Here is a 24539-nt window from a genome sequence, read left to right on the forward strand (position 1 = left end):
GAACGCCGCGTCACGGTGCCCCGGACGGAACATCGGCAGCCCGAGCGCCTTGTCGCGCAACGTCTTCAGCGAGCCCCATGCCCGATCTCCCACCGCCGCCGGACGGCTCGCCCCTGCGCGTCACCGTCGATCTCAACCGATGCCAGGCCTACGCCCAGTGCTGCTACGCGGCGCCGGAGCACTTCGTGCTGCATGGGCGCGAGGCGCTGTTCTACGACCCCGCGCCCTCCGCGTCCGACCGTCTCTCCATCGAGCGGGCACGGGTATCCTGCCCGGTCCAGGCGATCCGCGTCGAGGATCCGGAGCGGCAAGGCCGATGAAGAACATCAATGCCGAAGGGCATGCGGTGGTGGTCGGCGCGTCCCTCGCCGGCTTGCGCGGAGCAGAAGCCCTGCGTCGCGCGGGCTTTGCGGGCCGCCTCACCCTGATCGGCGATGAGCCAGATCGTCCCTACGACCGGCCGCCGCTCTCGAAGGCTGTCTTGACCGGCGACATCGCGCCTGAAGCGACAACGCTGCCGAACCTCCATGCCCTGGATGCCGAATGGCGGCTCGGCGTCGCCGCCATCGGTCTCGACAGGGAGGCCCGCGAGGTCCGCCTCGCCGATGGCGCCACCCTGTCCTACGACCGGCTCCTCATCGCCACCGGATCGCGCGCCCGACCCTGGTCGAATCCGACTGAGGCGGGTCTTGCCGGGGTCCATACCCTGCGTGGGCGCGGCGATGCCGCCGCCCTCCGGCGGGCGCTCGCCGCCGGCCCGAAGCGCGTCCTCATCATCGGCGCGGGTTTCATCGGCTGCGAGGTCGCGGCCTCCTGCCGGGCCCTCGAATGCGCCGTCACCCTGATCGATCCGGGACCGGCGCCCCTCGCCCGGATCCTCGGACAGCCGGTGGGCGAGATCGTCGCCGCCCTGCACCGAGCTCTCGGCGTCGACCTGCGCAGCCGGACCAAGGTCGCGCGGCTCATAGGCAATGAGACAGGCCAGGTGGTCCGGGCCAATCTCGATGACGGCAGTGAGGTGGAAACCGACCTCGTGGTGGTGGCGTTGGGCGCCGTGCGCAACACCGAATGGCTGAGTGGATCGGGGCTCGATGCCGGCCCCGGCGGCGTCGTCTGCGACGAGGCCGGCTACGCCCTCGACACGGAGGGACGCCCCGACGGGGCTATCGCCGCCGCCGGCGACGTGGCGCGCTTTCCCCATCCGCTCTACGACGGTCGCCCGGTCTCCCTCGAACATTGGGGCCACGCGGTGGCCCAGGGCGAGCATGCCGGGCGCCTCCTGGCCGGAGCGGCCACGGGCGCGGCCTATGCCGAGATGCCCGCCTTCTGGTCCTCGCAGGGCGGCGTCACCATCAAGTCGGTGGGCCTGACCGAAGGGGCGGATGCCATGGTCTTCGCGCAGGGGAGCCCGAAGGAGGGCCGCTTCGTCGTGGTCTATGGCGCCAAGGGACGCTGCATCGCCGCATTGTCCTTCGATTCAGGGCGCTGGCTCCCTGCCTATGCCGAGCTTATCGCAGCCCATGCCCCGTTCCCGCCGATCCGCGTCGGGGTCGACCTACACGGTCTCGCGGTGCTGCAGCCAGGCTTTCCCGAGGAATGGACATCGTCATGAAGGCCGGACGCCTGTTCGAGGCGGTCAAGGACGAGGCCAACCGGGCCGATCCCTATCCGCTCTATGCCCGTCTGCGCGAGACGCCGGTCTCGCGCCAGGACGACGGCACCTATGTGGTCTCGACCCATGCGGCGATCACGAGCCTCCTGCACGATCCGCGGATCAGTTCGGAGACTCTTCCGCCGAGCGAGCGTCCACGGACCGGCAACCCGCTCTCGGACTGGATCGTCAACCCGGTCAAGGACCACCTCACCAACACCCATCGCCCGTTCATCTTCCGTGATCCGCCGGACCATGACCGGCTGCGGATGGCCGTGATGGGGCAGTTCACCCATCAGCGGGTCCACGCCATGCGCGGTCGCTCGCATGACCTCGTGGCCGATCTCTTGGATAAACAGAGCGATGCGACGAGCCTCGACCTCGTCTGCGACGTCGCCTACCCGCTTCCAGTCACGGTGATCTGCGAGATGCTCGGCGTGCCGCCGGAGGACGAACCGCAATTCCACGGCTGGGCGACGCAGCTCGCCTCGGCCCTCGAGCCGGACAATCTCGGCAACCGAGAGGCACGCGCCAAGAACATCACTACCTTCGACGAGATCTCCACCTACATGCGCGGCCTGATCAAGGAGAAGCGCCGGCATCCGCAGGACGACATGCTGTCGGGCATGAGCGGCGGATCGGGCAAGGACGGCGGAGCGGGGATGGGCGAGGTCGACCTCATCGCCACCGCCATCCTGCTGCTGGTGGCCGGGCACGAGACCACCGTGAACCTCATCGCCAACAGCATGCTGGCACTGGTGCGGCACCCCGACATCCTCGCGCGGCTCGCATACGAGCCGGGCCTCGCCCCGCGTCTCGTCGAGGAGATGCTGCGCTATGACCCACCGGTGCATTTCCGGACGCGGAAAGCACTGAGCGCCATCGACATCGCCGGCACCACCATCCCGGAGGGCGCCGATATCGTGCTCCTCCTCGCCTCCGGCAATCGCGACCCGGCGGTGTTCCGCGATCCCCACCGGTTCGACCCGGACCGACCCGACATCCGCCATTTCGGCTTCGGCGGCGGGCTCCATTACTGCGCGGGCGCCCCGCTCGCCCGGTTCGAAGCCGAAGCGGCCCTGGTGGCGCTGGCGCAGCGCCTCGTCCATCCGCGTCTCATCGACGACCCGCCGCCCTATCGCTCGGGCGCGGCCCTGCGCGGCCCCATGCATCTCCGGCTCGCCATCGACGGAGTAGCACCCCGCCGCTGAGGTCGCTCGGGCACGATTGCGGCCTTGCCGCCACACCGTGTCCGAAAAGCCGGGGTGACGTGCCTTTCCCTTCTTCGGCCTGCGGCATTGCCTTGCCGTCAGCGCAATTGGCGGTGACGCACCAGTCCATTGCCAAAGTCCCCGCCGGGAAGAGAGATCGATGCCGCGTCAGTTCCTGTCGACCGTTGCCCTCGTCGCCCTTGCCGCAGGCCTCGGGGCCTGCAGCTCGTCGCGCCTCGACGGGCCGAGCCGCGGCAGCCGCGCCGGCCTCGGTGCCCAGGCCGCCCTCGAACCGGTTGCTCCCGCCATGCCCGCCGGCCCGGTGACCTCCGCTCCCCTCGCGCCTCCGCCCGGCGCCAGCGCCGCCCCCGTCGATGCCCCGCCTCCGGTGGGTGCGGACGTGGCTCTCGCGCCCGCCCCGGTCGTCGCCGAACCGGTCTACGTTCCGCCGCCGGCTCCGCCGATCGTGTCGAGTGGCCGCTCCTCGGTAGTGGGAAGCTGGAACGCCAAGGACGCCACGGGCGCGACCTGCAAGGTCTCCCTGTCGAGCGCCCCCGCCCTCGACCTCTACAAGGCGAACGCCTCCGGCTGCGCCAACAAGGATCTCGCCAAGGTCACCGCCTGGGATTACCGGGACGGCGAAGTCTATCTCTACCAGCCCGGCGGCACCGTGACGGCTCGCCTGCGCCAGGGCGGCGGGGCGCTGGACGGGGCGCTGTCCAAATCCGGCGCGTCGCTGGCCCTGGCGCGGTAGGGGCCGCAGCTCCCCTCGATACCCATCGCCGAAACGGTCGCGGACGGCGCGCCGTCCAATCGCCTACGGGCACGATGACGGTGCGCTGTCGCAGATCCGGCGGAGGGACCGGCCCGCTACCAGGCCGTGAAGGTCAGTTCGCCAAACTGGCGATGGTCCGCCCCGCTTGCGAACGCAAGCTCGATCAATTGTTGGACGTCGCCGATCGCCACTCGCCTTCCATAGGACCCGTTCAGTTCCGGCTGCGGAAATTCCATCAGGACGATCCGAAGATGCCTCGCATCGTCGACACCGTCCGGAATCCCCATCTCGAACAAGAACTGGATTGTCCTCTCGAGATCGTCGATCAGCCCGAAGAAGTTGCCTTGCACGCCGCGAACCTCGTCGGACCAGATCTTCCCGGCCTCTCGAAGATCGACATTCCTCGCACGATCAGAGGTGACGCCGCTTCCGCAATCGTCCCAGAACGCTCTCATCAGCACATCCCCAACCCTGCTTCGATGGGGATTCTAGGGTCCATCGCCTCGCGGGCGAAGATCCGCAACGGATGGGACGCGCACCGTATCGTCAGGATGGTCGAGGACGCTTCCCGCGCCGAAATGATGCCGCCAGAGGTCCGCTCCCAAAGCTGCCGATCGATCCAGCGATGACCCTACGGTCAGCCACTTGAGCAGGGTCGGCCGTAGCCCCGCGTCGAAGAGCATGAAGCCCGCAGCAAGGCAGCAAGTGTCAGCCTGGAGGCCGCAGACCATGACACGCTCGATGTGCAGCCCCTTCGCGTATCCGATGAGTTCGACGGGTGGGAGGTCGCCGTGCTTCACGAACATCTTGTCGGCGTGCACGAGTGGATCATCGTTGGGGGACGGTTTCCAGCCAAGCTGTTGCCAGAATGGCGTCACCGCCTCGTCGTGTCGCTCGACCGTCGCTATGGCGTGCATGGTCGATGCCAGATGACCGAATCCGCTCGACCTGCCAGTCAGGTGGATTGAAGCAGGGCTGCACGTCGATGATCAGGAGGGCCTGTTTCATGCGATATGGTAGCGAACGCGCCGACTGGCTGCAAAGGGTTGGGATCGGCCCCAGAGCATGGTCGACATCCGTTCGGCCCTGACCGTCTGGGACTGGTCTCGCCACATGACGAAGCCTGCAGTTTCTCGGAATGTTCGGGATACGCCCGATCAGGGCGTGACCCGCAGCCCCAGCAACCAAGTGTTGGCGCTGAAGCTCGACCCGGCGGAGCTGCTGTCGATCTGCTGGTAGATGTAGCTGCCGCGCAGGGAGAGCCAGCGATTGAAGCGGTAATCGAGTCGGGCGGTGGCGGAGAAGCCGCGTTCGGTGATGTCGACCCTGTCGTAGTCGCTGGCGAGGTAACCGCCGCCGAGGGTGATCGACAGGTTGCGCAAGAGGTCGTGCTGCACCTCCAGCGTCACCGCCTTTGTCAGCACGCCGCTCGATCCCGGAACGGCGGTCTCGATGATGCCGGTGGCCGCGTTGAGCCGCACCGTGGTGAGCGGACTCGCCGTCCAGATCAGGGCCGCGTTGACGATCGGGGCGGTGAGGTCCTTCAGGCCCGGATCGACATAGGTCCGGTGCTGGAGGCCCGCCGAGACCTCACCGTTGACGAAACGGGTGAGCGCCACACGGGCGCCGCCCGTGACCGTGATGCCGTCGGAATTCCGGCGGATCCCGTTGGAATCGGTGCGCAGGTCGTAGACGCGGGTATCGGCCAGGACATCGACGAAGGGCGAGATGACCGGCGAGATCTCGTAGGAGGCGCGCAGCCGCAGGCCGTACTGGTTCAGGTTGCGGTCGCTTTGGTTCAGGATCGCCCCGTTCGACAGCGTCGCGTTCTCGAACTCCGATCGGTCGATGAGGCCGCGCAGGGAGACCTGCAGCCGGTTGAACGTCTCGGTGACGCCGATCGTCGTGCCGTAGCTGGCCACGATCGGGCGGTTCGAGAGCGTGGCGTTGATGTCCGGCGAGCCCGGCCGCTGCGTCTCGACGAGGAAGCGGGTCTCCACGTCGACGGTGGTGCTGCGGTTGGCGTCGAGGCGCAGGCGAACGGTGCCCGCGCCATTGGGCCTGCTGGCGGCCTGGTTGTCGGGAAAGTCGAGATAGCCGCCGCGGAGTTCGCCCGCGAGTTCATGCGAGGACCAGTCGCTGCGGAAGGCGAGCTCGCCCTCGGTGCGCAGGGCGAGCGACGCCTTGGCGCGGTTGGCGGTGATCTGGTCCGGATTGGTGTCGTAGCCGACGCTCTGCTGGAAAACCGGCAGGAAGGTGAAGGTCCCGAGCTTGATGCCGAGGGGGGCATAGGCCTCGTCCACAGCGAGCGGCCTGCGCAGGGCCGCGCCGAGGAAGGAGCCCGGCGTGCCGATCCCGGCCAATGGCAACAGGGTCAGGGACGGCGCCGGGGACGGGACGGGCGAGGGGGTCGGCAGCGGCGCGCCGACGACAGCGTTGCGGATCACAGGTGTGAGGCGCAGGTCGGGTGGCGGCGTCTGCACGATGGAGCGGACCGGTCGCGCCGTCGACACGCCGAAGCGGCGCGGCGGGATCGCGCGCAGGCGCAGGAGATCGGTGGGATTGCGGTTGTTGCCGGCGCTCGTGGCCGGACGCGCGACAGGAGCGAGGGAGCGCCGTCGGGCGGGGGTGCCGGCCGAGCCGTCATCGGTCTGCGAGACAGCGCCGTCGCTCGGGGAGGCGGCGCCGGTGGATACGTCGCCGGAGGCCCCGCTGCCCCGCAAAGTCGGGCCTCCGGTACTACCGGCACCCGTGGCCGAGGACGGATTCGTGCTGCCGAAGGTCGATGCGGCGGGCCGCGGCGCCTGGCTCGACTGAGACTCGGCCTGCGTCCCCGGCAGGGCGACGGCGGCCGTCAGGATCAGGCCGTGAAGCCCCCTCCTGCGCCATCCTGCGATCGGCCCTGCACGCATCACGGACGAGTGTCTCTCCGCGGGTCCCCGCCTCGAGCGGTGCGCGCGACAGGACCGCTGCCCGGGATGTTTCACGGACGTCCCTTCGCGCATCCCGGACCGGCGCGACGGACGCGGCAGCCGAGGTTCGTCCCGGGGGATCGCGCACGTTCAAGGCGCACGGCCACCATATCGGGACGGCTCCTCGCCGACCCCAACGTGGTAAAAGAACAGGGTTAGCGTTGTCTTAAGGCCGCACCATCGAGAGGGCGGAGGCCGGGCCAAGCGACCGACGGCGCGGAGAGGACGGCGCCAAGTGATGGCCATGATGGCGGCCAGCCTCCGCCCAGGCCGGACCGTGACCGGGCCTGACGGGAGCGGCCGGTGGACTCAGCCGACGGCTAAGCCGGAACCGGCACGGTGGGACGAGCGGATCACACGGGGGCGAGGAGCGGCCCACTCAAACGTTCCGACCAGGTCACCGACGATCCCGGTGCCGCGCGTTCCATGGCGTTCAATGTGTCGACGAGTGCGTCGGCCTCGGCGAAGGCAAGCCCGACCTGCCGCAGACCCTTCACCCATGCCGGCCGACCGGTCTTGGTGTCGAAGACGGTCCACCTATCGAGGCTCCGGTCATCGGAACGGAGATCGTAGGTGATACGGCAATCGATGAACATCGCTGTTCCCCATGGTACTAGGCGAGATCGCGCCCCTGGATCACGGAAACACTACCGTCCCGCTCAGTCCTGCCATCCCCCATATGGGGGATGGCGACTGTCCCGCCGGAGGATCGGTACCTTGGACAGAAGCCGGCCGCCTGGGTCGCGTCACCCGAGCCGGTGATAGGCCTTGAACCAGTGCACGAAGGCCGGGATGCCGACCTCGATCGGCGTCGTCGGGGCATAGCCGAGGTCGCGGGCGATGGCGCCGAGATCGGCGTAGGTCTCCCTCACGTCGCCGGGCTGCATCGGCTCGGACCGGCGGATCGCCGGGCGCCCACAGGCCTCCTCCAGCACGTCGATCATCCGCAGGAGCGGCACGGACGTGCTGTTGCCGATATTGTAGAGCCGGTGCGGCGCATGGCTGCCGCCGGCCTTCTCCGCCCAGTCATCGGGGGGCGGATTGTCGAGGCAGGCGAGGATGCCAACGACGATGTCGTCGATATAGGTGAAGTCGCGGCGCATCGCGCCGTCGTTGAACACGCGGATCGGCTCGCCCGCGAAGATCGCCTTGGCGAACAGCCACAAGGCCATGTCGGGCCGTCCCCAGGGCCCGTAGACAGTGAAGAAGCGCAGGCCCGTCTGGGGCAGTCGATAGAGATGGGCGTAGGTCTCGCTCATCAGCTCGTCCGCCTTCTTGGTGGCGGCATAGAGCGAGACCGGATGGTCGACGCGGTCCTCGACCCGGAAGGGCAGGGAGGTATTGCCGCCATAGACCGAGGAGGACGAGGCATAGGCGAGATGCGCCACGCCCCGGTGGCGCGCGAATTCCAGGATGTTGAGGTGACCGACCACGTTGGCCTGGACGTAGGCGCGCGGGTTCTCGATGGAGTAGCGCACCCCGGCCTGCGCGCCGAGATGGACGATCCTGTCGATCCCCTGCCCCTTGAGCCCCCTGTCCAGGGCCTCGTGATCGGAGAAATCGATGGGCAGGAAGCGGAACGCCTCGCCCCGGCGCGTCGCGAGATCCTCGATCCGGTCCCGCTTGAGCGCGACGGAATAGTAATCGTTGAGATTGTCGATGCCGATGACCGTCTCGCCACGCGCGAGCAGGTGATCGGCCACATGGTAGCCGATGAAGCCCGCGGCTCCGGTCACGAGAATCGCCATTGTCGGGTCGAGGCCTCACCGTCGCCCGGATCGCCGCCGACGAGGCCGGCGGCGATCCGGAAAGGTCCGTTCAGAGTCGCTCGTAGAGTTCCTTGAGGCGCCCGCGATAGATCTCGGGGCTGTACTTCGCCGCCTGGACCTTGCCCATCTCGGAGAGGCGCCCGCGCAGGTCCGCATCCGAATCCACCGCGCGGATCGCGTCGGCGATGTCGCGGGTGTCGTAGGGGTTGATCAGCAGGGCCGCGTCGCCCGCCACTTCCGGCGTCGAGCCCTCCTTGGAGGTGATGACCGGGGTGCCGAGCAGCATGGCCTCCAGCACGGGAAGGCCGAAGCCCTCGTAGAGGGAGGGGAACACGACGCCCTTGGCACCGCGGATGAGGCTGACGAGGAGCGAGAACGGCGCGTAATCGAACCGCCGGATGCGGTCGCGCTGGTAGGTCATGTTGTCGATCTGCTCGAGATACGAGTTCGTCGTCGGATTGATGAACTTGAACTCGACATCCGATTTCCAAGCCGCACCGCCGACGATGACGAGGGGCGCCGAGACCTGGCTCGCGAGATAGGCCTCGACGAGGCGGCCGACGTTCTTTTTCGGCTCGATGGCACCGAAGAACAGGAAATAGCCCTTGTAGGGAAGGCCGAAGGCGCCCTCGATCTCGCGGCGGACCACGTCGTCGGGCTTCTCGGAGAACTTCTTGGGGATTTCCACCGACTGGTAGGTGTTGGTGATGCGGTGCTCGGGGCAGCCGAGCAGGTTGATGATGTCACGGCGCGAGGTCTCGGACACGGTGACGATGTGATCGGCATCCTTCACGATGCGCCGCATCAGGCGCAGGTAGCGCCGCTTGATGTCGCCGGTGGTGAAGGGCAGGCGCAGGGGAACGAGGTCGTGCAGGGTGTAGATGTTCTTGGCGCCCGGGATCCGGATCGGCAGAGGATAGGTCCAGTGCATGATGTCGGGCGTGCGCAGGCCGCTGACGCGCAGGGTCCGGTTGTAGGTCTTGAAATAGGCGAGCGCGACGTCGAACAGGTTCACGCTGTTCCAGATCTGGTCGAAATACGGCATCCGCGATTCGAACGTCTTGCTGATGACGGTGCCGGTGATCGGCACCTTCACCGCACGCCGCCCGAGGGGCGAGGTGAGCTGATCGCGAAGATAGCGCAGGATCACCAGCCATTGCGGCGGGACGCCCACCGCCGGATCGAAGAACGATATCTCACGCAAAAGCGGATCGATGCCCGGCGAGGCGCGGGTTCCATAGAGGACGTCGGTCCGGTAGCCGAGCTCGTGCAACTCGTAGCTCAGGTTGCGGGCGTAGGTGGCGACGCCGGTCCCCTTCTCCAGGCCGAGATTGTACCCATCCAACATCACACTTTTAGGCATTCCGGACTTCCTCGGATGGTTCTGCGATGGGTCGTTGGCGACAGGAATAGAAGACTCGGACCACATGCGGTCTCACCCGCCGGTGGCTCGGCCTCGTGCCGTCCGAACCCCGTTCCTCCTCCTCGGGCGCTGACGCCTCCGGGAGGACGGAGTTCGGCTCTTCTCGATCGCCGCGTGGCCTCGACGATACGACGCGTCCCGTAGGGCCGGACGCCTAGAACTTCAGCGCTTTGAGCACCTTCGGCTCCACCGGCCAGGGGGTCGCCTCGAACTCGACCGCCTTCGGCAGCGGGAAGGCGTCGAACAATGCCTGGGGCGAGTAGGTCAGGGGCCGCCATGTGGCCTTGATCCAGTCGACGGCCTTGTCCCACTCGGGCTTGGCGCGCCGCTCCAGGCAGAATGCGTTGAGGCGGGTCACACCGGCGCCGAGATAGAAATCCCGCACCCGGTGATCGACCTTCTCCTCATCGTCGTCGAGCTTGAGCTCACGGCCCTCGCCCTGGCCATAGGTGGCGAACCAGGCACTGGGAATGCCGTAGCATTCCGCGATCACGAGGCCGTGGAGCGAGGTGGAGAGGATGTGCCGGCAGGATACGATCTCCTCGACCTTGGCACGCAGGGACGACGCATCGCGTTCGGTGATCGTATTGATGATCCGGATATCGCCCTTGCGCTCGGGCGGGATGCCGTACCGCGTCATCACGTCGAGAACGGTGGCGGCGGGATCCTGGGAAGCGAGCTCGGTCAGGTGAACGATGACGCCGATCTCATGGGTCTTTGCCACATGGTCCATGGGCCAGAACTTGGGCAGCAGGTAGACCGGATCGCCGTAGATCTCCGGCACCGCGATGCCCTGCGCCCTCAGTACGGCGCCGGTCTTGGGGCCGCGCACGGCATGGACGTGGAACTCGGTTCCCGCCGGGCGCTGATAGGGCGCCGGATTTGGATTACCCGGACAGCGCTGGGCATCGAGACCGGTGCCCCACATGTGCACCTTGCCGTTGCTGATGGCATGGCCGATGGTTCCGACCGCGACGAGGCGCTCGGAATTGCTGTCGAAGGCCGCATGCCGCACGACGCGCCCAGAGATGGCGGCGACCATGACGGCGCTCAGCGCGTCACCGAAATTGGCGTAGGGAAACTTCTGCGAACTGGCCGCCCAGGCCAGGGGCACCGAACCGGGCGGCAGGGTCGATTTAATGCGCTTCAGGAGAGCGACGGAGCTCTTTTTTTTTTCTAGCTTCGCCGCAGCATCTTCGCCAGCCGGCTCGGAGACAGTCTTTTCAGCCACAGCTCTTGCAGCGGCTTTGGAAGCGCCTTGGGGAGATTCGTCAGGAAATCGGGCAGCGGCCACCTTGGCACCTCCCGGGAATTCCTTGCGGTCGAGGCGGTTCAGCTCGCCGACATCGTGGCGGAGTTTAAGGTCGGTGAGCGCCTTGTGCTCCCAGATCGTCTCGCCGGGCGCGGCGGAGATCGGGCTCAGATCGACCGGGAAGGCGTTGATCAGGGCATCGCCATCGAAGGTCTTCGGGGACCAGCTCTTGTCGATGGCCTTCATGATCGCGGGCCAGTCGCTCGGCTTGGGCCGCGGCTGGTTGTAGACGTCGATCTTCGGCAGGCCGAGGCCGGTATAGAGATCGACGATGCGCAGGTCGACGTCGCCACCGGGGGTGAGCTCCACCGATTGCAGCCCGTCCTTGCTCAGGCTCGGCGCGAAATACAGGCAGGGAATACCGTAGGATTCCGCGATCACCATGCCGTGGAGGCTCGTGGAGACGATGCGCTCGCAGGACAGGATCTCGTCGATCTTCGACTGAAGCGCGCCGACATGCAGTTCGGTGACGGTCGTGATGAGATGGATGTCATCGGCGAGTTCGGCCGGGATCCTGAAGCGCGCGATCTCCTTGCGGGGCACCGCCTCCATCTCGCGGTTGGCGAGTTCCGACAGGTGAAGGATGACGCCGAGCTTGTAGCGCTTCTTGACGGTCGGCTTGTAGAAACGGGGCAGCAGCCAGACCGGGTCGCCGTAGGGAACGGCGTGCGAGAGAGTCTTGGCCGAAAGAAGCGATTCCGAGACCGGGCCGCGAGTGGCGGTCACGGTGAATTGCGACTCCGCGGACGGGACGAAGGGTTTCTTTTCAGCCGCGGGCGCGGAGGGGTTGGCCCAATTCGAGCAGCCCGTGCCCCAGAACCAGACCTCGCCGTTGGCGAAGCCATGCCCGATCGTACCGACGCAGGACAGGCGAGGCGCGAACGACTTCATCGGTGCTCTGCGGATCGGCTTACCCGAGAGCAGAGCGATCATCACCGGGCTCAGAGCGTCGCCGAAGTTGAGATAGTTCATGTCCAGGGTCGAACCGGCCCAGGCCAGCGGAATCTCGCCTTTCTCACGCACGTACCGGGTGATGGATGTCGCCATAGATCGCGTCCTTGGTTCTCGGATTTTCTAGAACAAAAACAATGATCGTATCGTGATGGTGTGTTTCAGATCCGCTAGCATCGACACGATTGACGCTCTCGGACTCGCCCCACCGCAACCAGTAACAAGGGCTGCGCAAAAAATGCCATCGACGCTCGAGTGACTATATTTTCGGTAGTTCGACGCAATCGCCAAACTCGTCCTGCTGGCGGACACCGAGGTCATCCTGCATTTGATTGCCTGAATGCCAAGTCCGCCGCCCCTCCCAAGTCATTGGTGCGCCTGATTAAGGCTGATTCCGTGGGGTGTCCAGGGCGGGATGTCGCGGTATCGGCAAAACCGTAGGATGCCATCGGTCTCGCTCCGGACGGCGACAAGGCGGGGAGGGTACGGCCGTCATCACGGCGTGGTCTGTGGGACGCGCGGCTTCGCTGCGCCCGACGTCGGGACAACGCGTCGGGGCGGGTCTGGGCGTTTGGCGACCCGCGTGGTCTTGGCCCCTTCGTCGACGCGATTCAAGGCCGCGATGATCTGCCGGCCGGTCTCCGTCCAGGTGGCGGGCCGATAATTCCTGTCGATCTCGCGCTCCTTTTCCCGAAGCAATTCGGGGTCGGTGGCGTAGGTCTTGATTTTGGCGGCCCATTCGCTCGGCTTATGGGCAGGAGCATAGTCGACGAAATGCTGGCCGACCTCGGGCAGAGAGGTGGTGTTCGAGACGATGCCGAACTTGCCGAAGCTCAGGGCTTCGGCCACCGGCAGGCCCCATCCCTCGTAGCGGGAGGGAAACACGAACATCTGGCAGTTCTTGTAGAGGGTCCGCAGCGCCAGATCGTCGACCTTGGCGAGAAAGTGGAGCTTCCGCGCCAGCGGCGTCCGCCTGACGATGGCGCGCAGCATCATGCGCTTCTTGCGCTTGCTGTGCCCGACGCAGACGAGGCTCGGAGCGGCCTGTTCGTTGCCCTTGAAGGCCAGTGACCAGGCCTTGATGGCGACGCGATGGTTCTTCCGCGGGTGCACCGACGAGACGTAGAGGATGAAGGGTTCCTTGACCTTCAGCGGCTTCGGCGGGGTGTTGTCGCCGATCTGAGACACACCGAAGGTGAGCGTCACGATCCGCCCGCAATCGAACCCCTGATAGGCGATGAGCGCGTCCGCCGTGGCGCGGGACGGCGTGAAGATCACATCCGCGGTCTCGAGTACGAGGTCGATCCAGCGCTTGAACGTGGCATGGGCTGAGCGGAAGGTGAGCTTCGGCCGCTCGATCGGCAGCATGTCGTGGACGAGGATCGCCTTGCGGCATGAGATGTCGGCGGATTTCAGCGCGCTGACGATGCCCGCATAGTTCGAGCGCGACCAGCTCGCCCCGAGCATGACCAGCCACGGAGCCGACCGGGGCATGGAACGGTCGGCGGCCGCCGCCGGCTGGTTCTTGAAGATGCGGACGTAGCTCAGCTCCTCCACCGCCTTGGCGACGAGGGAGCGGCCCTGGACGGTGTTGGTCCGGCCATACGCCTCGATCAGCTCCAGCATCGGAGCGCTGATGGGTGCGAGCCGCCGCTTGAACGGCGTGATGCCGATGGGAGTGATGACGCAGTCGAGATCGTCCGCCTGGATCGCGCTGGTGATTTCGTAGACGACCCGCTGGATCCCCGTGATCGGCAGCCCTCTTTTGAAGAAGGAGACCAGATCCGTGTAGTCCATCAGAATGTTCGAAGCTGTCATGGAACCTGCATTTTGGTTCCAACGATGGCCAAGCATCGCCGCATGACATGCATCCTTCTCTGACCGCCCCCTGAGTCAGCGATTCTTTCCATCGTTCGGAACGCCCCGCCCATTCAAAAACGCAGCGGCCAAGTGCGTGCACGACGCGTCGAAAATATGACGTCACCCCACTGCCGGACGAGGCTAATGCATCGGACCAACCGCGCATAGCCGGTCAGGCGAAATCAGAGCCCCCATCGATCCCGATGGCTGGCATTACAATGGTAGCAGTGATGCTTGAGACGGACAGGTCCACGCCCCTCATCCCACGTCTCATCCAGCGCAGCCAGGACCGGAGAAGGTCTTTGGCTCCCCGAGCAGGTCTGAAATAACTCAATGATTTCAAATCTATGACTCCCGCACCTGCTCCCAGAGTGCCTATTGACCCATAAGGAGAATTTTCGCTGCCCCCCCCGCACCCTGCGCGGCGCCGAATCAGGGTCGTCAGCGATTTGTCTGGACGCGAAAAAGCCCGGCGCGCCATGACGGCGGCCGGGCTCGAATGACGTAGTCCGCCCGTCCCTCTCCACAGGCCATTGCGTCGGGCGTGGTACTGGTAATGGACCGTGAACCACGACTCGGGAAGGTTGGCGTCCCAAAACGAGAAAGGCCACCACCGATCCGGCAATGGCCTCTCGTTTAGGGGTCGGCCAGGGCCGGACCATTCGGTGAAAGCGGATCAAAAGCTTTGATCCGGCGGATGAGTCCAGACCCTGGTCGGCGATTTTCGCAGCGAACCGGAATTGGTCACAGCTTTGCAACAGCATTTCGAACTGATCCCTCACGTCGTCGAGCGTGAGATCGTCTAGCAGCGCGTCAAGGACGGCTACATCAACGCAACCGCTATGTGCCAAGCGGTTGGTCGCCCATGGAGCCGGTATTGGGAAGCTCGCAGCTTTAAGGAGTATACCCAGGCCTTATCGGCCGCCCTCGGTGTACCGATAGCGGAACTAATTCAGTCACTTGTCGGGGGTGAGCCTCACCTGCAGGGCACCTGGGCTCATCCTCAGGTTGCGATTCATCATCTGGTGAACAGCGAGCGTGTTCCAGCCGGCTACTTCTCCGTTCTGGCAGAGTTGTCGATCCTGCTCATCGCTCCGTTGGAACGGCTTGGTTACCGGTTGCCCCCTGAGATGGTCCCCGACATTTCTTACGGACGGATCTACTGCAAGGAGCTTCGGGCAAAAGGTGTCGATACCGATGCTCTACCGACTTACTGGCACAGCTACGAGGACGGGCGCCGCGTGCCGGCGAAGCTTTATCCGGAATAGCACCTGGCGGACTTCCGCCGCCATGTGCGCCAGGTCTGGATCCCGAAGTATGCCTATGACTACTTCCGCAAGCGTGATGCGGAGGCTCTCCAGTATCTTCCGAGACCGCTGGCGAAGCCGAAGGCTGCCTGAGGCATAGGACCCTTAAACGAAAAACCCGCCGCGGCGTGAGCCGGGCGGATGAAGGATGCTAGGATCTGGCGGGGCGAATGCCGCGGCTCAGTACCCGTAGCGATAGGCGCGACGATAATGCTGATCCTGTCGGCGCAGGTGGGCATCGTAGCGGCGCTCATGGAGCATCTGACGCCGAACGTGTTGCCGGTAGCGGTGCTCGGGCGAGTGGCCGTAGCCATAGCCGCCGCCGTAGCCCCCTCCATAGCCATAGCCACCGCCGTAGTACTGCACGGCCTCGATCGTTTCATGCGAGGCGTGACTGGCCCCAGCGATAGGCATAGGCGCCGCTTCGGCAATTGAGGCTAAGCCGACACAGGCCGCGATCGTCAAAAGGATCTTGCTTGAACGTATGCGCACGATTGCCTCCCTGAAGTTCCAACGGCGCAGTGATGGGCTCCACAGAATGAACGGGGGATTGCTGAGGCTGCCGCGCTCAACCACGTTCTCGTGAGACGGAAAACGGAGAAATCCCGCCCAGCCTAAGCCGGGCAGGTCATGGCCGCTCACGCAGAGTGTTGGCACCCAAGCGAAAGCCATCATTTGGGCTTGTCGCCAGGCCCCCACCCCTTCGCTTTGATGACCTGCACGATCTTCGTCTGCATCTCGGGCATCAGGCCCTGCATCCACTGTGTCGTGCCGGTCATCTGGGCCTGAACGAGTTGAGGTTGTGCAGCGGCCAGACGTCGGCCCGCCGGAGAAGCATAGAACGTTCCTACCGCTTGCAGATCCTCTTTGCTCAGGACACCGGCGAAGCTGCGGGCCTGGATGTCAAGGAGTTCGTCGTAATGAGCCGTCATCATTGGCAGTACGGCTTCTTGGACGATGACCTGCGCCCGGCCTGCCTCCTTGATTCCCATCTGTTGCATCATACCAGCCATGGGGGCGGCCATTGAGGACAACGTAGTCTCGCGATCCCCCTGCATCTGCGCCACAACCTCACGCGCCACCTTCAGCGTCGCCGGATCTTGTACTGCCGTTGCAGTAGGCTTTACCGTTGGCGCTGCGGCTTGGGCAAACGCTTCCGATGCGAGGGGAATACACAGGGAAAGGCCTGCAATGAGGGGGGCTAAGCGGCCGATACGATTCAGCAAGAGGGTTCCTCCAGTTGTGGAACTGGAGAGGTAGGGCAATTCAAATGAAAAACCCGCCTCGGCATGAGCCAGGCGGGGCAGGAGCAGTTACACGGGGCTGTGGATAGCGGGGGCAGCTACCTCGGCGGGCGGTCGAGGAACGCCTTCAGCGTGGCTCCCAGGTTTGCGCGCATCTTCTCCCGCACCGAGGATAACGTCGCGTCAACCCGCTCCTTAAGTTTTGGAGGTCGGTCGCGCACCCTGCTGCCGGCGAGACGGCCTGGCCCGCAGTGAAGTGCTGGCCGTTCTCGACGATGCCAGGACGCGCGGATTGGCTAGAACATGGGAGTGCCACCTGTCACCGGCACCAACGCGCCGGCCATGTAGCTGCCCTCGCGCGACGCCAGAAGAACATAAGCCGGCGCGAGTTCGGCGGGCTGGCCAGCTCTCCCAAGGGGGGTATCATCGCCAAGCTTCTCGATCTGCTCGGGGCTTTTCACGATCGGCTGGATGGGTGTCCAGATCGGGCCGGGCGCCACACAGTTCACGCGAATGCCCTTAGGTGCGAGCAAGTTCGATAGACCAATGGTGAGGCTCGCGATCGCGCCCTTGGTCGCTGCATAGATCAGCATCGTCTTGTCGGCGATCTTGGCCTGCTGGCTGGTCGAATTGACGATCGCCGAGCCCGGCTTCATGTGAGGCACCGCCGCCTGGCAGAGATAGTACATGGCGAAGACGTTGGCTCTGAACGACCCTTCGAGATCCTCGGCCGTCACATCGTCGAGATCCTCGTTGACCGTCTGCGCGGCAGCGTTGTTCACCAGGATATCGATGCCACCGAGGGCTTCGACGGTCTGAGCGACAAGATCGCGGCAATGCGCTTCATCCCGCAGGTCGCCCGGCAACAATACAACGCGTCGCCCGGCTTTCTCGATCCACCGAGCGGTCTCCTCCGCATCGGACTGCTCGACTGCCAGATAGGAGATCGCGACATCCGCTCCTTCACGGGCATAGGCAATCGCTACTGCGCGCCCAATTCCACTGTCGCCACCCGTGATCAAGGCGACCTTGCCGATCAGCAGTCCCTTGCCGACATAGCTGTCCTCGCCGTGGTCCGGCACTGGTGTCATCTTCGACGTTAAGCCAGGCCGTTCCTGCTGCTGGTCTCCCGGAAAGGGTGGTCGAGGGCCGGCGGTGCGCGGGTCTGAGGTCATCGTCTGTCCTTCCGAAGGTCTCGGCTAACGTGACAGACGGCGGATCGTAGCTGCGGCAGAATGGTGCTGGAATGTGCAACCTCTACAGCCTCATCACCTCGCAGGCAGAGATCCGTAAGGCATTCGGGGTCGAGGAGGATCGCGGCGGCAACCTGCCGAGGATGCCCGGCATCTTCCCCGATCAGATGGCGCCGATCATCCGGGTCGAAGACGGCAGGCCCACGCTCGATATGTTCCGATGGGGCATCCCGGGGCCGAAGCAGTACGGCGAGCATCCCGTCACCAACGTGCGGAACGTAAAGAGCCCGCATTGGCGGCCGTGGCTCAAGCCGGAATACCGCTGCCTAGTCCCGGTCTCGTCGTTCAGCGAGTACGCGGACACCAAGCCGAAGAAGACGCCGACATGGTTCGCCCTCGATGACGACCGCCCGCTCTTCGCATTCGCTGGGATCTGGCGCCCCTGGACCGGCGTGCGCGGCACCAAGGCCGAGAACCCCGACCGGGAGGAGGCCGGGCATCGACTGTTCTCGTTCCTCACCTGTGACGCGAATGGAATCGTCGGCCCGGTCCACCCTAAGGCAATGCCCGTCCTGCTAACGACGCCAGAGGAGTGGCGGACGTGGTTGGAGGCGCCGACAGAGGTCGCCCTTGAGCTACAGCGCCCGCTGCCTGACGCCATGATGAAGGTGGTGGCGGCCGGAGCGCGGAAGGACCCTGCAGAATGATCCTGCCCTACTGGGCAACTCCGACCGCCTCAACCCATTCGCATCGCCCGTCTGTATCCGCAGCCTTCACGCACACGAAAGGGCCGCTTCGCTCTTTGATGTCGACACGGGCCTGATCCGGCATTGGACGGCAGCTTTTGCTCTTAACGGCTCTCCGCAACTCTTGCTCATACGCATCCCCTTCACCGAGACGGGTACGCAGGCGCAGGCTTTGCTGTGTTGACAGTTCCCGGCACCCAAGGACCATCTCCAGTGTCGATCCATGCTGCTTGCGAGGGAAATGGTATGAGAAGGCATAGAATCATAAGTCGCATCATGCCTTTAAACTGGAACCAATAGCGCGGCTGGTCCATCCCATTCGCGCTTCTGAAATCTTCGCCTGGTCGACGGAGACACCCTCGACATCGGCGGCACCCGCATTCGCCTCCATGGGATCGATGCGCCCGAGAGCGGACAGTTCTGCCAGGATAGGGCAACCGACCGACGAGGAGCACGACGATGGCGATCAAGACGACGTTCCTGGTGCAGACCTTCACCATCAAGCGGAAGCACCTCGTTCCCGGCGACCGCGAGCTCGCACCGACCGAGTTCGGAGCACTGAAAAAGGCCGAGGCGATGGCCGGCCGGATGCCGGGCACGGCAGCGATCAAGGTCATGGCCGACGACGAGACCGGCGAGCTGGAGAGCGCGACGATCCTCGGCCAGTTCGGCGAGATCCCGGACGATTTCGACGAGAGCCTTCAGGGCGGGTAGGCTCGCCACCGGATCAGGGAGACCACATGGCGTTCAAAGCAAAATCGGCCACGGAAACGAAGGCCGCCGATCTGGCATCGGCCCTCGTCAGGATCGCGGATCGCGAGGGCACGCCGGTCAGTATCGGTGTCGATCAGCTGCGGCGGGGCAATCCGCGACTGACGCCCCTGGCAATCGGCCAGATGTACCGGAAACACCGCGACATCCTCGAAGCCGACCTCGCAGAGCGTGGGTATGCGCTGATCGACTATGCCGACCAGGGCCCGGGCAGGGGCATGGAATTCGAGATCGGGGCTGCCTGAACGTTCTTGCCACGACGGGGCTCGCGCGGCCATTGCAACGATCCAGGCCAGTGGCACCAGGCGGACGGGCCTACTTCGCCGACCAGATCGGCACGGCCCCCTTCGGCCGGCCTGGCACGTTCCGAAAGTACCGCGTCCGCTTGAGCGGGATGGCATTCGCCTCGACGGCGGACACCACCTCACCACTCAGCACCATGGCCCCGCAAAAGTCGGAACGGATCACGCCGAGGTCGGGATGCGCGTCGAAGAGTTGCAACGTCGTCCACCCGAGCCGGACGGCCTCGTCGGCGTGCTTGTCGAGGAAGTCGAGAGTCGCAGGGTGGACGGCCTGCCAGCTCTGCGCCTTCAGGCCGGCACAAGGAACCACACTGGGCTTCATGCCGAGGAAGGCTTCACGCCGCGCCTGCGGGCTACCGGGTTCGATCTTGAAGGCTGGTGACGCTGACATGAGGCCCGGCGGCTGTGATGGGCAGGACGGGATAGAGGGTGAGGATCGACCACGCTAGGACATGCGGCACTGCGCCTGCCGGTTTTAGACGTCCGACACTGAATAGCCGTCCCTTTGGTCAAAGGCAGGCGTCCTGTGCAACCTCGAGCCTGCCAGCAGAGATCGCGGACAGAAATGCATGATAGTCCGCTTCGTTCTGATCCCCGTAAGCGTGTGCCCAATCCGCGAACGCTTCGCGCAGATCCGCGCGTCCGTCATGACCACAATAGCCAGCAATCGCCGCCGCATCGCCCGTGCGGGCATGTGCGCGGGCCAGGAGCGCTCCATAGGCGTGGGAAAAGTACAGCAGGGGTTGCCCTGCCATCCTGGCAATGGGGATCTCCCCCTTCATGTTCTTCATCTGACGGACATAAAAGGGCCGGTCGTCGATCGACGTCCAACCAAGCAGGGGGTCTCCCACCGCCTGCAGGAGCTTCTGTCCGTAGATGACGCGCTCGCCCTCGTGGCTCGCATAAGGTTCGGGCATGCCAACGAGATAGGGCGCATGGGCCGGTCGAACGGCCTCCTTGACCTGAAGGAAGAGCGCATCCTGATCGGAATTGCCGCAGAGCAGGGCCACGTATGCCCGGGTTCCAACACTTCCGACCCCGACCACCCGATGGGCCACGTCCACCACATGATAGCGGTTGAGCATGAATCGGCGCTCGCGCGGTAAGGTCTCGGCATAGCGTTCGAGGCCCGAGGTTACGTTCTGGCGCGTGGCTTCGTCGACGCGCATTAGGATTGGCGGTTCCTCGCGAAACCGCCAGCTGCCATCCGTGCGCCGCTCGCCAACCCGGTCGAGCAGGCTCTTGTTGTTCTTGCGGCGCGCCTTCTCGACGGCCTTGCGCACCACCGTCTGGGATTGCGCGTCGATCTCGATACCCGAAAATTCGAGCTGGTCGGCTCGCGCCGCTCGCTGCCACACATCAAGGGAGCCGCGGGGCGCCAGATCGTCCATGGTATGCTGATACCCGGCCACGGCCGCGAGCACGGCCTCCCGCCGTTCCAAGCCCCGTACACCATCGTCACGCGCCGCCACTTCGACACTGGCGCAGAGCCGTTTCAGATCCCATTCCCAAGGTCCGATCGTCACCTCGTCGAAATCGTTGAGATCGAACACCACTTCGCCCTGCGGAGTCCCGAACAACCCAAAATTCGAGATGTGCGCGTCACCGTTCATGACAACGTCGATCGCACCGCGTGCGCCCTGTGCCAAGTCCCAGGCCATCACATGCGCTGCACCGCGTAGGAATGCGAAAGGAGAACTCGCCATCCGGGCGATCCTCAGCGGGATCAGATGGGTTTGCCTGCCCTCATGCGCGCCCTCGATCAGCGAGACCGGATCGGGGCGGTCAGAGCCCGTGTTGAGAGCGGCATGGACTGCATGAGGCACTTTCGCCCGCAGGGTCTTGCCGGCGGCCCGGCGTTTTTCCCAGGGCTCTACGCCGGTGCGAAGATCAATATGAGGGAAGTCCGCCAGCGGCTCGAGGACTGCGTCCGGCGCAGTCTTGACGGTCTCGCTCGGCTCGACATGCGTGACATCCGAGATATCCGTCGATCGATCCAAGTCGCAGATCCTTCTCAAAGCGGTGGATTAGAACGGGAGACGGACCGCGATTAACGCAATGCCGGCGGCGGGCGCAGAAATTCGGCGATTGGCGAAACACATCATCGAGAACAGACTTCAAGATCCTTGAGGGCAGACGCATCGCTCGTCAGCGCACCGGCGCTGGAGCCCTGATTTTCCCGTGATCGAAAGCCGTCGCCATATCGGGCTACCGTGGAACACCGATCATGAACGAAATGCATCAAGGGGGAGGGCGACCGCTCGGTGGCGCCTGCCTTCGCGCCCGTCGATGGAATCGACAGATCGAAAGAATGGAAAGGGCATTGTGCGCCCTAATAAAGAGCTTTCAGGCCCTATCAAAGCTAACGGCCACAGACGCTGGGCCAAGGTGCGCGTACATCCGGCGTCACCCTAATCCGGCATCGTGGCCGTTCCCGATCAAGCGACGTGGGTCGCAATCGGCATGACTCCCATATGGGGATCATATGGTTATCGATCAATGAGGAGCCCTAATCTGCTACTCCGCAGCCTCGGCCTTGGCGTCGTCCTCGTCGAGGATGCCTTCCAGATCGCCGGTGAGAGCGTCGAGCTGCTCGGCGGTCGCCACGATCTTGAACTTGGTACCGTCCTTGGCTTCCACAGCGATCTCGACGTGGTCGCCAACCTTCGCCGCGAGAGCCTGTTTCAGGGTGTAAGTCGTGGCCTTGTCGTTCGCTGCCATGAAGGTCTCCTTGTTCGGCAGCAGCCAACGCATCGGCGCTGAAAAGGGTCACGACGCCTATCGAGTTTTAGGGCTTTCTGGGTGCGACTTCTTCGTGGAGGAACAGGCACCTCCCCACATGGTTGGTCGCCTGGACAACGATCCGGGAGGAAACATGACGATCATCCGTTCGCTCGCCGCTGCCACTGCCATACTGACGCTCACGGCCGCCACCACGATCGCAGCCCCTTGCGCCGTCGGCACGACGTCCAACAGTCAGGACAAGCAAAGCGCAGCTGATAAGAGCTCCAAGGTAGACGGCGGCTCCGACGCCAAGGTGACCCCCGGCGCGAAGGCCGAGTCGCCCGGCACGGTCGGTGCCATGAACAATGTCGGCTCGAACACCCAGCCCGCCGCCGGCGAGAAGAAGCCGGCCGAAGGGCAGGTCGTGAAGCCCGGCAGCGACGACTGCTGATGATCTAGTCGGTCCAACCAAGGTGACAGACGAAGCCCCGCGACGTCTATGGCCGCGGGGCTACATCTGAGACAGAGTGGAGGAACAGGATTAACCCGCGCCGTAGCCACCCTTTTCGTTGGTTGAGTGGTTGCTCGGTGAATGGTTGTCATACCCCCCTGTCGAAGGCCCCTTATCCGTCGAAGGCTCTACAGAGCGCGGCCCTGTTGGACCGGCGTCGGTAAGGCCATCGGGGACTTTAGCCTTTTCGGCGGGGTCGAGCGGTGACGGGGTTTTAGGTTCACCTGACGCGACGTCATCGACCATTGGTTCACTCCCTGTTTCCACTTCAACGGGAGCGGGATTGAGGTGTTCCTCCTTGGCGGGACTAGATTGCGAAAGTCAGCAGCAGCCTGATGCAATCCAGCTCGGGGCCGACTGTGGAGAGTAAGGTCTCACTCTTGCGAATTGGCTCGTAGGGTGAACCGGAACTGGTGCGGCGTGTCGAAGTACAGAGACCGGCCGGAAGCCAGTGCTGATGCCGGCCTTTTCCTCCACGATGTGCTTGATGCTCCAGCGGGCAGGGCCGAGCTTCGGTCACGCTTTGGAACGCTTCCGATCATGGAGGGCTTTGCTTCTTGCAACGATGAGGGAACGAACCCGTGACCGCAGCCGATACACCGCAGCCAGGCGCCGATTTGCAGCCCATCGACAATCCGCCAGCCACGTCCCAACCGCCTGAGCGGAAGCCGCCCTCGATGCCGGAAGAAGACGATCCAGAGATCGAAAAGACCGAGGAGCAGCCAAGCTAGCTCGGCATCAGTCCCACTCATGCACGATGTAAGAAGTATCCAGCCGTCAAAACGCTCAGCCCCGCCGCCCCCGATCTGCTCACGGGGTCGGCGGGGTGGGTCGTCCATCTCACGCGAACCGATACGCAACTTGGCTCGACAAGGAGGATGGGCCAGGGCGGTTAGCAGAAAGAGAACCCGCCAAGCGGCTGGCGACCCGCAATGGGACGGGGCGGATGGATGTCGGTTTTTGCCCCTTCCGATGAGGTCGAGAAAACCGCCATGGCGCCCGCGCCTGTGCAGAAGCTATAGGCCGCCATGGATGAGCATAGCCAAGTGAAAAATGGGCAAGACGCTTGGTGTTGCTTAATTATGATTCGTTCATAGGCGCGTCTTAGCGTCTGATCTTCAGATTTTCTTGCCTCTGCTATCGAATCCAAGCTTTAACATAACCATTTCTCCTGCATTGGCACGAGCCGAGACACGCACCAGCGGCAACGATCCCCTGGACAGGAACGACGCTGCCGGATGGTCGGGACAGGTGGGGACCTGGAACGGGCATTCAGATCGGAAGCGGGCCTCATCTCATGGTGATGCTCCATCGGCCTTCGGCTCCCTCTGGACAGGGAAGCGCCTCATTGCAGCCCTGGACAGCTGCGGCAGAGCTTCACGAGGGATCGGCGAACCTGCCTGACGGCAACGGCATCGAGGGAATGCCGCTGCCTGTGTGCGGCACGGAAGGCCTGGGAAGGCGTCCGTGCCGGGCGATCAGGCCTCCGCATCATGGGACTGCTGCCAGCCAGGGACCGCTTCGGCCCTTTCATGATCGGCCATGGCGGTGCGCTGGGCGAGTGCGGTCTCCGTTACGCTCTCGGGCGTGGCGTTGGCGAAATCCCTCCAAGCGTCGCGATGGACGGCGATGGCCGCGAGGATCGGATCGGCGGCGGCGGGAACGAGGGTGAGCAGGGGCGTTGCCATCGGACTGGACTCCAGGCTCGATGAGAATGGGGCAGGGCGGGGGATGGTCTGGCCGCGAGGGGATCGAGGCCGGGAAGGGCGCCTCGGGGAGAGGCGCGGTCGTGGTCGGATCGGCGGGGCTGTTCGAGT

General features: G+C 64.7%; 23 protein-coding genes and 3 pseudogenes. 11 read left to right on the forward strand and 15 right to left on the reverse strand.

Annotation, left to right across the window (positions count from 1 at the left end; genetic code table 11):
- Window positions 1–77: 77 nt before the first annotated feature.
- From K368_RS0116600 to K368_RS0116615, 4 genes are all read left to right on the forward strand, one after another.
- Entirely contained in the window at window positions 78–320 is a 243-nt protein-coding gene (locus tag K368_RS0116600; protein ID WP_027173305.1) for a ferredoxin, read from the forward strand.
- Window positions 317–1612, forward strand: coding sequence for an FAD-dependent oxidoreductase (locus K368_RS0116605; protein WP_027173306.1), 1296 nt, complete (start codon window positions 317–319; stop codon window positions 1610–1612). Before K368_RS0116600 ends, K368_RS0116605 begins: the two co-directional genes overlap by 4 nt.
- A complete protein-coding gene (locus K368_RS0116610) occupies window positions 1609–2862 on the forward strand; it encodes a cytochrome P450 (RefSeq protein WP_027173307.1) in 1254 nt (417 codons plus the stop codon). The genes K368_RS0116605 and K368_RS0116610 overlap by 4 nt, the downstream gene beginning before the upstream one ends.
- Window positions 2863–3022: 160 nt before the next feature.
- A complete protein-coding gene (locus K368_RS0116615; protein WP_018043853.1) occupies window positions 3023–3616 on the forward strand; it encodes an AprI/Inh family metalloprotease inhibitor in 594 nt (197 codons plus the stop codon).
- Between the two features lie 116 nt (window positions 3617–3732).
- On the opposite strand, the gene K368_RS0116620 is transcribed toward K368_RS0116615, so the two are convergent.
- The 8 genes and pseudogenes from K368_RS0116620 to K368_RS0116655 all read right to left on the reverse strand — a co-directional run bounded on the left by K368_RS0116620 (window position 3733) and on the right by K368_RS0116655 (window position 13861).
- Window positions 3733–4098 carry a hypothetical protein gene (locus K368_RS0116620; RefSeq protein WP_197031025.1) on the reverse strand — a complete coding sequence of 122 codons (366 nt, stop codon included), beginning with the start codon at window positions 4096–4098 and terminating at the stop codon, window positions 3733–3735.
- A 27-nt stretch (window positions 4099–4125) separates the two neighbouring features.
- Window positions 4126–4645: pseudogene (locus K368_RS27680) on the reverse strand (cysteine hydrolase family protein).
- A gap of 149 nt (window positions 4646–4794) precedes the next feature.
- Window positions 4795–6549, reverse strand: coding sequence for an outer membrane beta-barrel protein (locus K368_RS0116630; RefSeq protein WP_027173309.1), 1755 nt, complete (start codon window positions 6547–6549; stop codon window positions 4795–4797).
- 413 nt (window positions 6550–6962) lie between these two features.
- Window positions 6963–7205: a hypothetical protein gene (locus tag K368_RS0116635; protein WP_036266422.1), complete on the reverse strand. Its 243-nt coding sequence runs from the start codon at window positions 7203–7205 to the stop codon at window positions 6963–6965.
- A gap of 150 nt (window positions 7206–7355) precedes the next feature.
- Window positions 7356–8357, reverse strand: coding sequence for an NAD-dependent epimerase/dehydratase family protein (locus tag K368_RS0116640; RefSeq protein WP_027173311.1), 1002 nt, complete (start codon window positions 8355–8357; stop codon window positions 7356–7358).
- Between the two features lie 70 nt (window positions 8358–8427).
- Entirely contained in the window at window positions 8428–9726 is a 1299-nt protein-coding gene (locus K368_RS0116645) for a glycosyltransferase family 1 protein (RefSeq protein ID WP_027173312.1), read from the reverse strand.
- 229 nt (window positions 9727–9955) lie between these two features.
- Window positions 9956–12160, reverse strand: coding sequence for a polysaccharide pyruvyl transferase family protein (locus tag K368_RS0116650; RefSeq protein WP_027173313.1), 2205 nt, complete (start codon window positions 12158–12160; stop codon window positions 9956–9958).
- A gap of 399 nt (window positions 12161–12559) precedes the next feature.
- Entirely contained in the window at window positions 12560–13861 is a 1302-nt protein-coding gene (locus K368_RS0116655) for a glycosyltransferase family 1 protein (RefSeq protein ID WP_027173314.1), read from the reverse strand.
- 884 nt (window positions 13862–14745) lie between these two features.
- Here K368_RS0116655 and K368_RS27610 point away from each other — a divergent pair.
- Window positions 14746–14931: pseudogene (locus K368_RS27610) on the forward strand (KilA-N domain-containing protein); the annotation flags it as partial.
- An 18-nt stretch (window positions 14932–14949) separates the two neighbouring features.
- On the forward strand, window positions 14950–15192 hold the full coding sequence (locus K368_RS27445) for a hypothetical protein (protein ID WP_245259713.1): 243 nt from the start codon (window positions 14950–14952) through the stop codon (window positions 15190–15192).
- Between the two features lie 219 nt (window positions 15193–15411).
- Here the strand turns inward: K368_RS27445 and K368_RS26170 are convergent, their stop codons facing one another.
- From K368_RS26170 to K368_RS0116675, 3 genes are all read right to left on the reverse strand, one after another.
- Window positions 15412–15645: a hypothetical protein gene (locus K368_RS26170; RefSeq protein ID WP_245259602.1), complete on the reverse strand. Its 234-nt coding sequence runs from the start codon at window positions 15643–15645 to the stop codon at window positions 15412–15414.
- A gap of 257 nt (window positions 15646–15902) precedes the next feature.
- Window positions 15903–16457 (reverse strand): DUF2059 domain-containing protein, encoded by a 555-nt coding sequence (locus tag K368_RS0116665; RefSeq protein WP_027173316.1) that lies wholly within the window; start codon window positions 16455–16457, stop codon window positions 15903–15905.
- 314 nt (window positions 16458–16771) lie between these two features.
- A complete protein-coding gene (locus tag K368_RS0116675) occupies window positions 16772–17650 on the reverse strand; it encodes an SDR family oxidoreductase (RefSeq protein WP_027173318.1) in 879 nt (292 codons plus the stop codon).
- Window positions 17651–17721: 71 nt separating this feature from the next.
- On the opposite strand from K368_RS0116675, the gene K368_RS0116680 reads away from it, so the two are divergent.
- The 4 genes and pseudogenes from K368_RS0116680 to K368_RS0116690 all read left to right on the forward strand — a co-directional run bounded on the left by K368_RS0116680 (window position 17722) and on the right by K368_RS0116690 (window position 19430).
- Window positions 17722–18375, forward strand: coding sequence for an SOS response-associated peptidase (locus K368_RS0116680; protein ID WP_027173319.1), 654 nt, complete (start codon window positions 17722–17724; stop codon window positions 18373–18375).
- Between the two features lie 379 nt (window positions 18376–18754).
- A pseudogene (locus K368_RS27450) lies at window positions 18755–18844 on the forward strand (thermonuclease family protein); the annotation flags it as partial.
- Between the two features lie 29 nt (window positions 18845–18873).
- The gene (locus tag K368_RS0116685) at window positions 18874–19128 is read left to right on the forward strand and encodes a hypothetical protein (protein WP_027173320.1); all 255 of its coding nucleotides are present in this window, start codon (window positions 18874–18876) and stop codon (window positions 19126–19128) included.
- A gap of 26 nt (window positions 19129–19154) precedes the next feature.
- The gene (locus K368_RS0116690; RefSeq protein WP_027173321.1) at window positions 19155–19430 is read left to right on the forward strand and encodes a hypothetical protein; all 276 of its coding nucleotides are present in this window, start codon (window positions 19155–19157) and stop codon (window positions 19428–19430) included.
- A gap of 70 nt (window positions 19431–19500) precedes the next feature.
- Here K368_RS0116690 and K368_RS0116695 read toward each other — a convergent pair whose 3' ends face one another.
- The 3 genes from K368_RS0116695 to K368_RS0116705 all read right to left on the reverse strand — a co-directional run bounded on the left by K368_RS0116695 (window position 19501) and on the right by K368_RS0116705 (window position 22208).
- Window positions 19501–19878 carry a hypothetical protein gene (locus K368_RS0116695; protein ID WP_027173322.1) on the reverse strand — a complete coding sequence of 126 codons (378 nt, stop codon included), beginning with the start codon at window positions 19876–19878 and terminating at the stop codon, window positions 19501–19503.
- 118 nt (window positions 19879–19996) lie between these two features.
- Entirely contained in the window at window positions 19997–21469 is a 1473-nt protein-coding gene (locus tag K368_RS0116700; protein ID WP_027173323.1) for a DUF2252 domain-containing protein, read from the reverse strand.
- A 535-nt stretch (window positions 21470–22004) separates the two neighbouring features.
- The gene (locus K368_RS0116705) at window positions 22005–22208 is read right to left on the reverse strand and encodes a hypothetical protein (RefSeq protein WP_027173324.1); all 204 of its coding nucleotides are present in this window, start codon (window positions 22206–22208) and stop codon (window positions 22005–22007) included.
- Window positions 22209–22218: 10 nt separating this feature from the next.
- On the opposite strand from K368_RS0116705, the gene K368_RS0116710 reads away from it, so the two are divergent.
- A complete protein-coding gene (locus K368_RS0116710) occupies window positions 22219–22662 on the forward strand; it encodes a hypothetical protein (RefSeq protein ID WP_245259604.1) in 444 nt (147 codons plus the stop codon).
- A gap of 1538 nt (window positions 22663–24200) precedes the next feature.
- Here the strand turns inward: K368_RS0116710 and K368_RS26780 are convergent.
- Window positions 24201–24410, reverse strand: a complete 210-nt coding sequence (locus K368_RS26780) for a hypothetical protein (RefSeq protein ID WP_027173326.1) — start codon at window positions 24408–24410, stop codon at window positions 24201–24203.
- Window positions 24411–24539 lie beyond the last annotated feature (129 nt).

It is taken from the genome of Methylobacterium sp. 10 (genome assembly GCF_000519085.1).
Classification (GTDB): domain Bacteria; phylum Pseudomonadota; class Alphaproteobacteria; order Rhizobiales; family Beijerinckiaceae; genus Methylobacterium.